Source organism: Billgrantia zhangzhouensis (assembly GCF_021404465.1).
Classification (GTDB): Bacteria; Pseudomonadota; Gammaproteobacteria; order Pseudomonadales; family Halomonadaceae; genus Halomonas; species Halomonas zhangzhouensis.
This window is the reverse complement of sequence record NZ_JABFTT010000022.1, coordinates 37,015-51,254: the sequence shown is the minus strand read 5'-3', so window position 1 is coordinate 51,254 and position 14,240 is coordinate 37,015. Positions and strand designations below refer to the sequence as shown.

Genomic DNA, 14,240 nt, shown 5'->3' with positions numbered 1-14,240 from the left:
AGGCGTCGGTGTGGCACACACTGGTCGCGGCGATGCGCACCAGTACCTCCCCAGCCTTGGGACCTTGCACATCGATCTCGGTGAGTTCGAGCGGCTTACCCGCTTCGAGGGCGACGGCGGCGCGTGATTTCATGAGCGGGTCTCCCGGGTTGTTGTTGGCGGCCGGTGTGGCAGCGCTATGGGGTCGACGTGATGTCAGTCTAGGTGAGGTAGGGCGGGAGCATTGTGACGTAGCGACACAACTGAGTTGTCTATTGGCAACATTCGCTAGAGAGGAGGGTGCATAAAAGCGGCGGGCTTCAGCGTGGCTGGTGCAGCCACCAGCGCTGTACCAGACGGCCCGCGGCGAGATCCTTTGCCAAGTCGAGCAGCGAGTCGGCGTGCAGTGCGGCCAATGCCTGCGACTCGGCTTCCCACGGCAGCGGCTGCCAGGGCGGTGAGGCATTTTTCATGGCGGCATGGCGACGCAGCGCCTGCCACAGCTGGGCGATGGTCTCGGTCTGAGTCTCGGGGTAGCCCGCGTAGGCGACCAAGCCGCGCTTGCGGCGTTCCATCTCCGCTGCGGTGAGGCACGCCAGCGCCTCACTCTGCTGGGTCAGGAAATCGGCAATGGCTTGGCGCAACCCGTCAATCTCGGCATGAGGGGACTGCACCACATAGCCCAGGCGGGGAGCGCCCGACGCTTCACGATAGCGCACCGCCGCCACGTATCCCAGGCCGCGCCGCTGGCGCATCTCATGCTGGAAGGCGGCGTCGTGGCACTGGGCCAGCAGGCATAGCAGCCAGCGGTTGCGTGGCGTGTCGTCGGGACCGGCAACTTCCAGCATCGCGACGTGGTCGTTGCCCTGGGGCGGCAGCCAGCGGGTGCCGTCGATCTCTTCGCGGGCTTCATGGGGCGTCGTGCCGGCCATCAGGTTCGGAACTGCCGACAGACGTTCGGCAAGGCAGTCCAGCATCGCCCGGGCCGCCCCGGCGTCTTGCTCGTCGCTGACCCAGCCCAGCATCGGCAACGCTCCGGCTTGCTCAACCCTTGGCGCCGAGGTTTCGAGCTGGCTCAGCAGGCGCTGGGCGAGCAGCCCCGTTGGCGGATCGCATGGGGGTAAGGTTGCCTGCTCCGGCCAGCATGCCAGGGCCAGCTCCGCCAGGGAGCAGAGTCGATCGGCGCCGCCGCTGACGATCAGCCAGTCGCCGCGGGCATCACCTCCGCAGGAGAGCTGCAGCCCTCGCTCCAGGGCGGCCTGGCGCAGGGGCAACGTGTTCTGCCGCCACTGGCATAACCGTGCCCCCAACTGTGAGGTCGGGGTGGGCCAGCCCAGGCAGAGGCTGGTCGGTGTGGTATCCCGCATTCGTGCCGGCTTTCCGCACCACAGCCTGAACTGTTCGTTTCGGGGCAGCTCGCGTGGGGTCGTGGTGTCGGTATCCTCGCGGCGTGGGCGGACGCAGAGGTCAGGAGGTGCCCGCGAGGGCAGCGCCACGCCCTCGCTGAGTGAAGGCTGGGGACGCCAGCGGGTGCCGGTCTCCGTCAGCGTTTTCCAGCGGCCGGACGCAGCGGGAGCCTGCCAGAGCAGCCGACACTGCTGGGGGGTTAGCCAAGGCAAGAGTGATGACTCTTCCAATGCTTCGCCGCGTGGGATGCGCTCCGTTGAGCCCGGCAGTTGCCTGGCGTAGCGCCGGGGCCAGGCGTCGAGATCCGCCGCCGACACGGATGGGGCGGGCAACGTAGCGACGGAGGCCTGCTCGAGTGCCGCACAGCAGGTGGCCAGCATTGCCTGCACCGTTTCCTCGTCCGGCGTCGGGGCCAGGCTCAGTGCCAGGGCCGACCCCAGGCCAACGGGTTCCAGGGTAACCTCGAGCCGGTCGAGTTCCATGGTGGCCTGTAGGGTGGCGGCGAGACCTCCATCGGCTAGCCGGGCAGCCACGGCGGCGAGCCAGTCGGTATGGGTGGCGGCCTGTTCCTCGGGCAGCGGCCAGAAGAGTTCCAAAGCCGAAGCGCCGGGGCTGGCCGCGGGCGGGTGCCATGCCACGCCGCCGGGCTGGGCCCAACGCCAGGTCCGTGGCGGCGACGGCACGGCGCCCGTTGGCAGTGTCGCACCATGCCGCGTGAGCTGCTCGAGCTGCGCTTCGAGCGGCAGAGGACCCAGCATTACCAGGGCCATGAGTCCGGCACGGTAGTGATGGTCATGAAAGTCGGTGAGCCGTGCGGCCAGCCGGGAGGCGTCAGTGCCCAGAGTGTTGCGATTGCCGGCATGGCTGTGTCGGGCGGGGTGCCCCTCGCGGCAGAGCCGGCCGAGTGCCGCCAGCCGATGCAGCGCGGGGTCGGCCAGCCGCGCGCGGAACTCTGCCTCGAGTACTTCCACCTCGTGCGCGACGAGCCCGGGTTCGAAGCGAGGCCGGGCCAGCATATCCACCAGTCGAGCCAGGCCCTCGTCGGTATCGGCGGGGGGCAGATGCAGGTGCACCTCGGTCACGGTCTCGTCGGTACGGGCGTTGTAGCGCCCGCCCCGTTGGCCGACCCAGCGCGCCAGTTCGCCTGCTCCGGGAAAGCCCGCCGAGCCCAGGAACAGGGCGTGTTCGAGCAGGTGGGCCAGTCCGCGGCAGTCGTCGGGCTCGTCCAGGTAGCCCACGTTCACGGCACCGACCAGGCGCTGCCAGCGAGCGTCGGGCACTTCGGCGGCGGTGACGGTCAGGCCATTGGCGAGGCGGGCTTCACGTAGCCGGCTGCCTGGTGGTAGCCCCGCGTGCCGGGCGAACTCGTCGTCGGAAATCGTGGATGGGTGGTTCATGCGCGGCAGAAGATCCGCGATTCGTGCACGTTGCGCAGGGTCAGGTCGGCCATGGGGCGCTCGCCGTGTTCGGCCTGGCGACGGGCGGCCTCGATCAGGTGGTGATCGGGCGACAGCGAGCATACTGGATCGGTGGCCGTGGCGTCGCCGGTAAGCAGGTAGGCCTGGCAGCGGCAGCCGCCGACGTCCTTGTGGCGTTCGTCGCAGCTGCGGCAGGGTTCGCGCATCCAGCCATCGCCGCGGTAGCGATTGAAGGGTTCGCTGTCGTACCAGATTTCATGTAGCCCACGCTCGCGCACGTTGGGAAAGCTCATCGGCAGCATCCGCGCGCTATGACAGGGCAGCACCGCGCCGTCCGGCGCCACGGTCATGAAGATCGCGCCCCAGCCGCCCATGCACGCCTTGGGACGCTCGGCATAATAGTCGGGCACCACGAATAGCAGGCGCATGTCGCGGCCTCGCTCGGCCAGACGCTCGCGCCAGCGCGCAGTGGTGGCCTCGGCGGACTCGAGCTGCTCATGGCTGGGAAGCAGGCCCTCGCGGTTGAGGTGAGCCCAGCCGTACATCTGACAGTTGGCCAGTTCCACTGCATCGGCCCCCAGTTCGTCGCACAAGGCGATGATGTCGTCGATGCGGTCGATGTTGTGGCGGTGCAGCACCACGTTGAGCACCATGGGATAGCCGGCCGCCTTGACCGCTCGGGCCATGGCCAGCTTCTTGGCGTGGGCCTTGGGCGAACCGGCCACTGCCGCGGCAACGTCCGGATCGGAGGCCTGCAGGCTGATCTGAATATGGTCGAGCCCGGCCGCGTGCAGCGCCTTGATGCGTGCTTCGTCGAGCCCCAGCCCGGAGGTGATCAGGTTGGTATAGAAGCCGAGCCGGCGCGCCTCGGCCACCAGGGTTTCAAGATCCTGGCGCACCAACGGTTCGCCGCCCGAGAAACCTATCTGCACGGCGCCCATGGCGCGGGCCTGGGCCAGCACGCCCATCCACTCCTCGGTGGAGAGTTCCTCCTTCACCGCAGCGAAGTCGAGCGGATTGGAGCAGTAGGCGCATTGCAGCGGGCATCGGTAGGTCAGCTCGGCAAGCAGCCACAGCGGGGCACCGGTGGTGTCGTTGACGGCAGTGGTGTGGGTACGGTCAGTCATGGCGGATCCACCCTTGTCGTGCGGCGTCGAGCAGGAATTCGTGTACGTCCCGTTCGATCTCCGCGGCGGGGGCATCGGCAAACCGGGCCTGCAGATTGGCCACTACGCCGGCCACGTCGCGCTGGCCGTCGAGCTGGGTCAGGATGGCCCCCGCGCTGTCGTTGAGCTGCACCATGCCCTCGGGATAAAGCAGCACGTGACGACCCTGGGCTTCCTCCCACTGCAGGCGCCAACCCGGGCGCAAGCGATAGATGCTGGTTGACTCGATCATATCCATCATAGTCCCCGGTGGTAAACGCGCTGGTCGGTCACGCTGTGATAGGGCGGGCGCTCGAGCTGGTAGGCCAGGGTCATGGCGTCGAGCATGCTCCACAACACGTCGAGCTTGAACTGCAGGATCTCCAAGGCGCGCTGCTGAGCGGCGGCAGTGGTGCACACCGCCAATGCCACCTCAAGGCCATGGTCGACGTCGCGTCGCGCTTCCTTCAGACGCTTGCGGAAGTAGCCGTAGCCGGCCTCGTCGATCCAGGGATAGTGGGTTGGCCAGGTGTCGAGACGGCTTTGATGCGCCTGTGGGGCGAACAGTTCGGTCAGCGACGAGATTGCTGCCTCCTGCCAGCTAGCCCGGCGCACGAAATTGACGTAAGCGTCCACCGCGAAGCGCACACCGGGCAGCACGTGCTCCTGGGCCCACAGTTCGTCGCGGGACAGCCCTACCGCCTCGCCCAGGGTCAGCCACGCCTCGATGCCGCCGCCGTCATCGTCATGGCCGTCGTGGTCGAGTAGGCGCTGGATCCAGCGCCGCCGGGTGGCGGCGTCCGGACAGTTGGCCAGCAGCGCGGCATCTTTCTGTGGGATCATCACCTGGTAATAAAAGCGATTGGCCACCCAGCCGCGGATTTGCTCCGGCGTGGCGCGCCCTTCTGCCATGTCGACCTGGTAGGGATGGTGGATATGGTAGTAGTCGCCTTTGGCCAACAGGGCCTCTCGGAAGGCCTCGGCAGAAAGGGGCGGGGTCTCGGGTTCACTCGCCGAGGCGGCAGAGGGGGATGCAATAAAGGTCATGAGGCGCTTCCTTCCCATTGCATGGCGTACAGCGTCGTTATTGTTGTGACGTCAGCGAAAATGAGGGGTTCATATCTCCAGGCGCATGCCGTCGTGGGCGACCTCGATTCCGGTCTGGGTCAGCGTGGCGCGCTCCGGCGAGCGCTCGTCGAGGATCGGGTTGGTGTTGTTGATGTGCGTCAGCACCCGGCGCGTGGCGGTGGACAGGGCGCTTAGTTCTTCCAGCAATCCGCCTGGACCGGCAAGCGCCAGGTGGCCCATGTCGCTGCCCGTGGCCTGCCCCACGCCGGCGCGGCGCAACTCGTCGTCGTGCCACAGGGTGCCGTCGACGAGCACACAATCGGCGCTGGCCAGAAAGCTGCGCACGCGCTCGTCGACACGACCGAGCCCGGGAGCGTAGAACAGCCGGGTGGCGCGGCGGCGATCCTCGACCAGCAGGCCGATGTTGTCTCCTGGCGTGGGAGAACCGCGGCGCGGCGAATAGGGCGGAGCGTTGCTGTCGAGCGCCACCGCGGTGAACAACAGGCTGGGGCAGGCGGGGATCTCGAAGGTGCTCTCCAGGCGCTCGGCGCCGATGTCGATGGTGCGCCAGTTGAGCCCGCCCTGCCAGTGTTCGAGCATGGTGAACAGGGGAAAGCCCCGGCTCAGATCCTGGTGCACGTTGGGCGTGCACCAGACATCGAAAGGACAGCCTTCGCGCAGCGACAGCAGGCCGGTGGTGTGATCGATCTGAGCGTCGACCAGCAACACCCCGGCGATGCCGCTGTCGCGGGGTACGCGGCGTGGGTGTAGCGATGGGTTGGCGGCCAGTTGGGCGCGGATGTCGGGAGAGGCGTTGCACAGTAGCCAGCGCTGACCGTCGCTACTGATGGCAATGGAGGACTGGGTGCGGGGCCTGGCGTCGATGCTGCCCTCGCGGACTCCTTTGCATAGCGTGCAGTTGCAATTCCATTGGGGAAAGCCGCCTCCGGCGGCCGCGCCCAGGATCAGTATGTGCATGACGGCTCCCTGCAAACGGCACCGGCCGACGCCCATGCTACGGACGTCAGCCGGTGGGTGTCGCCTCGCGAACGAGGCGGGGGTACAACCTCAACGGTTGGCGATGTATAGCGTGACTTCGAAGCCAAGACGAAGATCAGTGTAGGTAGGCTTGGTCCACATAGAGAATCCTCCACGTTGGGGTGGATATCGTTACACGCACCCCAAGTAAAGCAGTTAATGGCGTCGCTACCTTTCGACCTAAGTCGTAGGTGCGGAACGAAGGGCAGGTGGTATATGACCGAAACGCCGCCATGGAGCGGCTTGTCAGCGATGTTGCCGTATTGTTGCCAGAGGGCAATAGTCTTTTGATTTATTAAAATGCCTAAATTACCGGACAACAGCAATGGCGCTCCCGAAGTTGTGCTAGACCTTCTCAATGTCAATACCTGAAAGACAACTACACAAGATGTGCCGTTTCCCAGGCACACCTTCAGTGAGACGGAGACAACGCCATGCTTCGCGAGACCGGCTACGCAGTCGTGGCCATCGGTTTGATGGCCGCCACGGCGGTTCACGCCAACCAGAATGTCTTGGAACTCCAGGACAATCCCGAATACTGGGCCACACAACTCGGCAACTACCAGGGCCACCGCTTCAGTCAACTAGACCAGATCAACCGTGACAACGTGCAAGAGCTGCGCTCGGTATGGCAGTTTTCCACCGGCGTTCTGCGCGGTCACGAAGGCGGGCCGTTGTACGTCGGCGACGGGCGCCTCTACATCCATACGCCTTTTCCCAACAAGGTCTTCGCCCTCGATCTGGAGGATGAGGGGCGGGTGATCTGGAGCTACGAGCCGGTACAGGACTCACGCGTCATTCCGGTGATGTGCTGCGACACGGTCAACCGTGGACTGGCCTACGCCGACGGAAGGCTGTTCCTCGGCCAGGCCGACAATACCTTGATCGCGCTGGACGCCGAGAGCGGCGAGCTACTGTGGGAGGCCAACAACGGCGACCATACCATCGGCGAGAGTAATACCATGTCGCCGCTAGTGGTGCACGACAAGGTCATCGTCGGCATCAGTGGCGGCGAGTACGGTATTCGCGGCCACCTTTCCGCCTATGATGTCGAGACCGGCGAAATGGTGTGGCGGGGTTACTCCACCGGGCCGGACGATGAGGTACTGATCGACCCCGAGACCACCCTGATGCTGGGCGAACCCGTCGGCGAAGCCGATCTGGGTGTCACCACCTGGCCCGAGGGCGAGTGGGAGCGTGGTGGCGGGGCGCCCTGGGGGTGGATCACCTACGACCCCGAGCTCGACCTGATCTATTACGGTACCGGCAACCCCGGCACCTGGAACCCCGACCAGCGCACCGTGGATGGCGAGCCCGCCGACAACAAGTGGGCCATCACCATCTTTGCCCGCGATCCCAACACCGGCGAGGCCAAGTGGGTCTTCCAGAAAGTGCCCTTCGACGAGTGGGACTACGACGGGGTCAACGAGAACCAACTGATCGACATCGAGTTCGAGGGCGAGGAGCGCAAGGCACTGGCGGTGATCGACCGCACCGGCTTCGGTCTGCTGATGGACCGCGAGACCGGCGAGTTGCTGGTGGCCGAGAAGTTCGCCCCGGAGACCAACTGGGCCGACAGCTACGACCTGGAGACCGGGCGGCCGGTGGTCAACGAGGAGTACAGCACCTTCCGCCAGGGGGTCGACGTCAATACCACCAACATTTGCCCCACCGCCATGGGCGCGAAGAACATGCAGCCCAGCGCCTATTCGCCGAATACCGGGCTGATATATGCGGGTATCAACCGCATCTGCATGAACTACGAGCCCTACGAGACCGAATACATTGCCGGCCAGCCCTATGTCGGCGCGACCCTGACCATGATGCCCGCGCCCTCGCATAACGGCAGCATGGAAGGGCGTACCGGCAGCTTCATCGCCTGGGACCCGGTCGCGGGCGAGACCGTCTGGGAGGTCGATGAGCGCTTTGCGGTCTGGAGTGGCGCCCTGGCCACGGCTGGCGACCTGGCCTTCTACGGCACCCTGGAAGGGCACGTGAAGGCGGTGGACCTCGAAACCGGCGAGGAACTGTGGCGCTTCAAGACCCCGTCGGGGGTGATCGGCAACGTTAACACCTTCATGCATGAGGGCAAGCAGTACGTGGCGGTGCTCTCGGGCGTCGGCGGCTGGGCCGGCATCGGTCTGGCGGCGGGGCTCGAGGATCCGGAGGAGGGGCTGGGCGCGGTGAGCGTCTTCGGTGCCCTGGGCGACTACACCAAGCTCGGCGGTGTACTGACGGTATTTGCCCTGCCGGATTGAGCCGGCTCGACCCACGCGTTTTTCTCTCGTTGCGTTGCTCCGGCCCGTTTCCGCCGTCGTTGTCACGGTGGGCCGGAGCCTCAGAAGGAAATGGCATGATGGTATTCAAGCGTTCCCCCCTCTTCGCCGCGCTCGCGGCCATTTTGCTGGCATCTACCGCCTTGGCCAGCGAACCCGGCGACTACGTCGTCGAGGATGGCAAGGTTGACCCCAGCACCTACGAAGGCTACCTGGTCTACACTCGCGCCTGCATGGCGTGCCATGGCCCCGATGGCCTGGGTTCCTCCTTCGCTCCCAATCTGATCCAGGCCGCCGAGCGTCTCGGCTGGGCCGAATTCGCCGGCACCATCGCCGCCGGGCGCGAGATCCAGCCCGGCCAGGTGATGCCCTCCTTTGCCGACGATCCCTACGTGATGGGCAACATTCCCAAGATCTTCAGCTATATGCTGGCGCGTGGCGAGGGCGGACTGGGGCGCGGCCGTCCGCAGATCATCGAGTCTATGCAAGAGGAAACCGAGGAAGCGGCGGACGCCGGCGAGGATGGGAACGAGGCGGCGGAAGAGTGAGACGCCGAGATCCGATAGCCAGTGGAGGAAGCATGAACGTCGCTCGTCATCCTGTTCGGGGAGCGCTGTTGCTGGGACTGATTGTAGCTCTGGTAGGGCTCCCGCCCGCTGCCGCCAACCCGCCGGAGCGCCAGGAGCGCGAAGCCCTGCGGGTATGCGCCGACGCCAATAACCTGCCTTTCACCAACCAGGCCGGCGATGGGTTCGAGAATCGTATCGCCGAACTGATGGCCGAGGAACTGGGAGTGCCGCTGATCTACGTGTGGGCGCCCCAGGTGATGGGCTTCGTGCGCAATACCCTGGAGTTGCGCGTATGCGATGTGATGATCGGGGCGGTGGCGGGTTATGAGTTCGTGCAGAACACCAATGCCTACTACCGCTCGGTCTACGCCCTGGTGGTGCCCGAGGAGTCCGACCTGCGGGCCACGAGCCTGACCGACCCGGCGCTGGCCGGGAAACGTTTCGGCGTGGTGGCGGAAACGCCGCCGATGGTGCCGTTGCGCCGTGCCGGGGCGAGCGTAAAGGGCTATCCCCTGATGGTCGACACGCGGGTGCGCACGCCGGTGCGCGATGCCATAGAAGAGGTCGCGGCCGGAGAAACCGACGGTGCCGTGGTATGGGGGCCGCTGGCCGGCCACTATGCGGCGTTGCAGTCGCCACCGCTACGGGTCATTCCGCTGGTCGACGACGATTCGGGCGCGCAACTGGACTATCGCATCACCATGGGGATCCGCCGCGGCGAGCCACACTGGAAGGATTGGATCAATGACTTCATCGAGCGCCATCAGGAGACCATCGACGCCATTCTGACCGAGCACCATGTGCCGCTGCTCGACCGTCGCGGTCAACTGCTGACGGCGGATGGCATGGGAGGTGAGTCATGAGTCGCGGTCATCGTCCGGGATCGCTGGCGCTGGGGGTATTCGCCTGCCTGGTCTTGGCCGGCGCGCCCCAGGCACAGGCTCAGCGCGCAGCGGCAGGGCCACCGGACTGGCCCTGCGTGCAGCGCCTGATACCTGAGCTGGCCTGGGGCACCCTGTGGAGCGGACCTTCGCCGGAGGCGCTGGAACGTGAGTGGTGGGAGGACGAGGAGGTCGGCCGGGTGGTGCGCTTCGCCGCTCCCCGCTCGACACCCGAGGAGCAGGCCGTGGAGCGGGTGCGGGAGTTCGTCACCGAGGCGAGCCAGGGCATGAACGGGAGCGAGGCCGAACTCGAGGAGCGTCTGACGCTGCTCTTTTCCGGCCTGTTCGAACTCACCAACCGCGAACGGCGGCGCGCCATCGATGGTATCCGCGGCGCATCCCGCGCCCAGTTGGCGCGCCTCGACAGCGTTTCCGCCATGATCGACGAACTGGAAGAGAAGCGCTTCGCCGAGGATGCCGACGAGGCCGAGATCGAGCGCCTGTCCGAAGCGTTGTTCTGGGAGCAGCGGACATTCCAGCATCGTCAGCAGGCTTTACCGGCGATGTGCGATCAACCCTACCTATTGGAGGAGCGGCTTTCCCGGTTGGTCCGGGTCATCATGCAAGGCATGCCATGAGCCCATTCGCGGCCTTGCAACCGCATAACCACAATAAACGGCAGCACGGGCTGCCTGAGGAGCGCGCATGACGACCTTGCCTCATACCCTGCGCTGGCTGGCGGCGGGGGGGATCATCGCTGGCCTGGGATGGTCGGCGGCACTGCCGGCCGACGACACGGTGGAAACCCTTACCCTCGGCTATATCGGTCTGGAGCGGGACGACGATCTCGAACCGCTCTCGGTGCTCGATCCCGTCCTCGACGACGAGGGTATCCAGGGGGCCCGGCTGGGCATCAACGACAATAACGCCACGGCCCAGTTCCTGGGGCAGGAGTTCGTGCTCCACGAGGAGGTGATCCCGATGGGGGGCGACGTTGGCGAGGCCCTGGAGCGATTGTTCGACCAGGGTGCCGACTGGATCGTCGCCGGCCTTCCCGCCGAGGCCCTGCTGGAGGTGATCGAGCATCCAGACCTGGGCGACCGGGTAGTGTTCAACGCCCTGGCGCCGGACGACGCCCTGCGTGGCGAGTCGTGCCATCCCAATCTCTATCACACCACACCGAGCCGACGTATGCTGGCCGACGCCCTGGCCCAGTTCCTCGGCTACAAACAATGGCAGAACTGGGCCCTGGTCTACGGCAATACCGAGGAAGACCAGCGCATGGCCGAGGCGCTGCGCGAGTCGGCGGAGCGCTTCGGGCACACGGTGATTGGCGACAAGATGTGGCCCCACGAGCCCATGGCGCGCCGTTCCGAAGGGGGGTTCCATGACATCCAGCGCGAGGTGCCGGTGTTCCTGCAGGATCTGCCCGAGCACGATGTGCTGGTGATCGCTGACGAGACCGACTACTTCGGCGAGTACTTCCCCCACCAGACCTGGCTGCCGCGCCCGGTGGCGGGCACCCAAGGACTGGTTTCCACCGCCTGGCACCGCTCACATGAATCCTGGGGCGCGGTGCAGTTGCAGCGGCGTTTCGAGAAGCTGGCTGAACGCTGGATGACACCCCATGACTTCGCCGCCTGGCTGGCGGTGCGCTCGCTGGGAGAGGCGGCGGCGCGCACCGGTTCGGTGGAGCGCGAGGCCGTGCTGGAGTACATGCTCGGCGAGGAGTTCGAGCTTGCCGGCTATCTGGGCGTGCCGGTCAGCTATCGCACCTGGAACCATCAGATGCGTCAGCCGATCCTGGTCACCGGGCCGCGCATGGTGGCTTCCGTCTCGCCCCAGGAGGGGTATTTGCATCCACGCACGCCACTCGACTCAATGGGCGCCGATGAGGGGGAATCGCAATGTCGCTTCTGAATTCGCGGGATCGCAAGCCCGCCATCAAGCAAACCGCCCTGGTCGTGGCGCTGGGCGTCTTGCTGGGACTGCCGTTGGCCGCCCAGGCGGAGCGCATCTTCGTCTCCAACGAGAAGGACAACACCATCTCGGTGATCGACGGCGAGAGCCTGGAGGTGGTGGAGACCATCCGTGTCGGCCGTCGACCGCGCTCCATGGCCTTCAGCAGCGACGGCAGCGAGTTGTTCGTGGCGGTGGGCGACGACGAATCCATCGACATGATCGACCTGGAGACCCTGGAGGTGGTGCGCAGCCAGGCCTCCGGCGACGATCCCGAAGTGATTCGTGTCGATCCGAACCGGCCCTACATCTACGTTTCCAACGAAGACGACAACATCGTCTCGGTGCTCGACTACGAGGCGCGCACCCTGGTCACCGAGATTCCCGTCGGGGTCGAGCCCGAAGGTCTCGGTATCAGTCCCGATGGCCGCTGGCTGGTATCCACCACGGAGACCTCCAACATGGCGCACATCGTCGACACCGAGAGCATGGAAGCGGTGCACCATCGCCTGGTGGGCGCGCGACCGCGTCACGCCGAGTTCACCCATGACGGGCGCGAGGCCTGGGTCTCGGCGGAAATCGCCGGCACGGTGTCGATCCTCGACATGGAGGAGACCTTCGACGTCAAGCATACCATTCGCTTCGACGTGCAAGGCGTACCGCGGGAGACGGTGCAGGCGGTGGGCGTGGCGCTGACCTCCGACGGTCGCTACGGCTTCGTCGCCCTGGGGCCCTCCAACCGGGTGGCGGTGGTGGACCAGCAGAGCTACGAGGTGCTCGACTACATCCTGGTCGGACAGCGGGTCTGGCATCTGGCGCTCAATGCCGATGAGAGCCGGCTCTACACCACCAACGGGGTTAGCGGCGACGTCACCGTGATCGATGTGGAGAGCCTGGAGGCGGTGCGCTCGATTCCGGTGGGGCGCTTCCCCTGGGGGGTGATCGTCGAGCCGTGAATGACGTTCCCGCCCTGGAGGTAAGCGAGCTGAGCTTCGCCTATGCGGGCGAACCGGTGCTCGACGCGATCTCCCTGGCCATCGCGGCCGGGGAGTTCGCCGTTCTGCTGGGGCCCAACGGGGCCGGCAAGACCACGCTGTTTTCGCTGATCACGCGGCTGCACGACCGTCGCCGGGGCGATATTCGTATCGGCGGCCATGACGTGCGCCGTCACGCGTCCCAGGCCCATGCGCATATCGGCGTGGTGTTTCAGCAGCCGACCCTGGACCTGGACCTGAGCGTGGCCCAGAACCTCGCCTACCATGGTGCGCTGCACGGTATGGGACCGGGCGAGGCCCGTCGCCGTGGCGCGCGGCAATTGGAACGGGTGGGGCTGGCGGAGCAGCGCCGCACCCGGGTGCGGCGTCTTTCCGGTGGTCAGCGTCGCCGGGTGGAGATCGCCCGCGGCCTGATGCACGAGCCGCGCTTGCTGCTTCTCGACGAACCCAGTGTGGGGCTCGACATCGCGTCACGGCGGGAGTTGGTCGAGCATGCCCATCGGCTATGCGCCGAGGAGGGTGTGGCGGTACTGTGGGCGACCCACCTGATCGACGAGGTGCGTCCCGGCGACCGGGTTCTGATATTGCATCGCGGCCGCCTGCTGGCGGACGATCGCGCCGAGGCGCTGGTCGCCGGGCTCGGCGTTGCCGACTTGGGAGCGGCTTTCGACCGGCTGACGACATGAATCCAATATCCTGGTTACATTGCCTGCGTGGCGTAGTCGGCCGCGAACTGCTGCGCTTCCTGCACCAGCGCAGCCGCTTCCTGGCTGCGCTGGTGCGCCCGTTGATCTGGTTGTTCGTCTTCGCCACTGGCTTCCGCATGGCGCTGGGGGTGGCCATGACCGCCCCCTACCAGACCTACATTCTCTATGAGGTCTACATCGTGCCGGGGCTGGTCGCCATGATCCAACTGTTCAATGGCATGCAGAGCTCGCTCTCCATGGTCTACGATCGGGAAATGGGGAGCATGCGGGTCCTGCTGGTCAGTCCGTTCCCGCGCTGGTATCTGCTGATCTGCAAGCTGCTGGCCAGCACCCTGGTTTCGATGGTGCAGGTCTATGTCTTTCTCGCCATCGCCTGGGTCTATGGCATCAAGGCACCGCCGTTGGGGTATCTCTACATACTACCGGCGCTGCTGATGACCGGTTTCATGGTCGGCGCCCTGGGACTGCTGCTGTCGACCTTCGTGCGTCAGTTGGAAAACTTTGCCGGAGTGATGAACTTCGTGATCTTTCCCATGTTCTTCCTCTCCTCCGCGCTCTACCCACTGTGGCGCATTCGCGAGGGGAGTTATCTGGTCTATCAGATTGCCTCCCTCAATCCGTTCACCTATGCGGTGGAAACCATTCGCTTCGCCCTCTACGAGCGCTTCAATGGAGAGGCGGCTCTGATTAGCGTGGCAGTGACGCTGGTGCTGCTGGCGCTGGCCATCCTTGGCTACAACCCCTCGCGGGGCATGTTGGCGCGCAAGGGGAGGGGCGGGGACTGAGGCCCCGCCCTAG

Annotated in this window: 14 protein-coding genes and 1 pseudogene; 8 read left to right on the top strand and 7 right to left on the bottom strand. The window is 65.8% G+C overall.

Annotated features, from left to right (window positions below; all coding sequences use genetic code 11):
- The 7 genes and pseudogenes from HOP51_RS20635 to pqqA all read right to left on the bottom strand — a co-directional run.
- A pseudogene (locus HOP51_RS20635) lies at positions 1-133 on the bottom strand (S-(hydroxymethyl)glutathione dehydrogenase); the annotation flags it as partial.
- Between the two features lie 166 nt (positions 134-299).
- The gene (locus tag HOP51_RS20630; protein ID WP_234275746.1) at positions 300-2,783 is read right to left on the bottom strand and encodes an insulinase family protein; all 2,484 of its coding nucleotides are present in this window, start codon (positions 2,781-2,783) and stop codon (positions 300-302) included.
- Positions 2,780-3,931: a pyrroloquinoline quinone biosynthesis protein PqqE gene (gene pqqE / locus HOP51_RS20625; RefSeq protein ID WP_234275745.1), complete on the bottom strand. Its 1,152-nt coding sequence runs from the start codon at positions 3,929-3,931 to the stop codon at positions 2,780-2,782. The genes HOP51_RS20630 and pqqE overlap by 4 nt, the downstream gene beginning before the upstream one ends.
- Positions 3,924-4,202 carry a pyrroloquinoline quinone biosynthesis peptide chaperone PqqD gene (pqqD, locus tag HOP51_RS20620; protein ID WP_407061825.1) on the bottom strand — a complete coding sequence of 93 codons (279 nt, stop codon included), beginning with the start codon at positions 4,200-4,202 and terminating at the stop codon, positions 3,924-3,926. The genes pqqE and pqqD overlap by 8 nt, the downstream gene beginning before the upstream one ends.
- A gap of 5 nt (positions 4,203-4,207) precedes the next feature.
- A complete protein-coding gene (gene pqqC / locus HOP51_RS20615) occupies positions 4,208-4,996 on the bottom strand; it encodes a pyrroloquinoline-quinone synthase PqqC (RefSeq protein WP_234275743.1) in 789 nt (262 codons plus the stop codon).
- Between the two features lie 69 nt (positions 4,997-5,065).
- Complete coding sequence (gene pqqB, locus HOP51_RS20610; protein ID WP_234275742.1) at positions 5,066-5,995, bottom strand: pyrroloquinoline quinone biosynthesis protein PqqB; 930 nt, start codon at positions 5,993-5,995, stop codon at positions 5,066-5,068.
- Between the two features lie 90 nt (positions 5,996-6,085).
- On the bottom strand, positions 6,086-6,157 hold the full coding sequence (gene pqqA, locus HOP51_RS20605) for a pyrroloquinoline quinone precursor peptide PqqA (protein ID WP_234275747.1): 72 nt from the start codon (positions 6,155-6,157) through the stop codon (positions 6,086-6,088).
- A 332-nt stretch (positions 6,158-6,489) separates the two neighbouring features.
- Here pqqA and HOP51_RS20600 point away from each other — a divergent pair, with 332 nt between their 5' ends.
- The 8 genes from HOP51_RS20600 to HOP51_RS20565 all read left to right on the top strand — a co-directional run bounded on the left by HOP51_RS20600 (position 6,490) and on the right by HOP51_RS20565 (position 14,227).
- Positions 6,490-8,313: a methanol/ethanol family PQQ-dependent dehydrogenase gene (locus tag HOP51_RS20600; RefSeq protein WP_234275741.1), complete on the top strand. Its 1,824-nt coding sequence runs from the start codon at positions 6,490-6,492 to the stop codon at positions 8,311-8,313.
- Positions 8,314-8,408: 95 nt separating this feature from the next.
- Positions 8,409-8,879: a c-type cytochrome gene (locus HOP51_RS20595; RefSeq protein ID WP_234275740.1), complete on the top strand. Its 471-nt coding sequence runs from the start codon at positions 8,409-8,411 to the stop codon at positions 8,877-8,879.
- Positions 8,880-8,911: 32 nt separating this feature from the next.
- Positions 8,912-9,763, top strand: coding sequence for a quinoprotein dehydrogenase-associated putative ABC transporter substrate-binding protein (locus HOP51_RS20590; protein WP_234275739.1), 852 nt, complete (start codon positions 8,912-8,914; stop codon positions 9,761-9,763).
- Positions 9,760-10,419, top strand: coding sequence for a hypothetical protein (locus tag HOP51_RS20585; RefSeq protein WP_234275738.1), 660 nt, complete (start codon positions 9,760-9,762; stop codon positions 10,417-10,419). Before HOP51_RS20590 ends, HOP51_RS20585 begins: the two co-directional genes overlap by 4 nt.
- Before the next feature lie 67 nt (positions 10,420-10,486).
- Positions 10,487-11,701: an ABC transporter substrate-binding protein gene (locus HOP51_RS20580; protein ID WP_234275737.1), complete on the top strand. Its 1,215-nt coding sequence runs from the start codon at positions 10,487-10,489 to the stop codon at positions 11,699-11,701.
- The gene (locus tag HOP51_RS20575; RefSeq protein WP_234275736.1) at positions 11,689-12,696 is read left to right on the top strand and encodes a PQQ-dependent catabolism-associated beta-propeller protein; all 1,008 of its coding nucleotides are present in this window, start codon (positions 11,689-11,691) and stop codon (positions 12,694-12,696) included. Before HOP51_RS20580 ends, HOP51_RS20575 begins: the two co-directional genes overlap by 13 nt.
- A complete protein-coding gene (locus tag HOP51_RS20570; protein WP_234275735.1) occupies positions 12,693-13,421 on the top strand; it encodes an ABC transporter ATP-binding protein in 729 nt (242 codons plus the stop codon). Before HOP51_RS20575 ends, HOP51_RS20570 begins: the two co-directional genes overlap by 4 nt.
- Positions 13,418-14,227 (top strand): ABC transporter permease, encoded by an 810-nt coding sequence (locus HOP51_RS20565; protein ID WP_234275734.1) that lies wholly within the window; start codon positions 13,418-13,420, stop codon positions 14,225-14,227. Before HOP51_RS20570 ends, HOP51_RS20565 begins: the two co-directional genes overlap by 4 nt.
- Positions 14,228-14,240 lie beyond the last annotated feature (13 nt).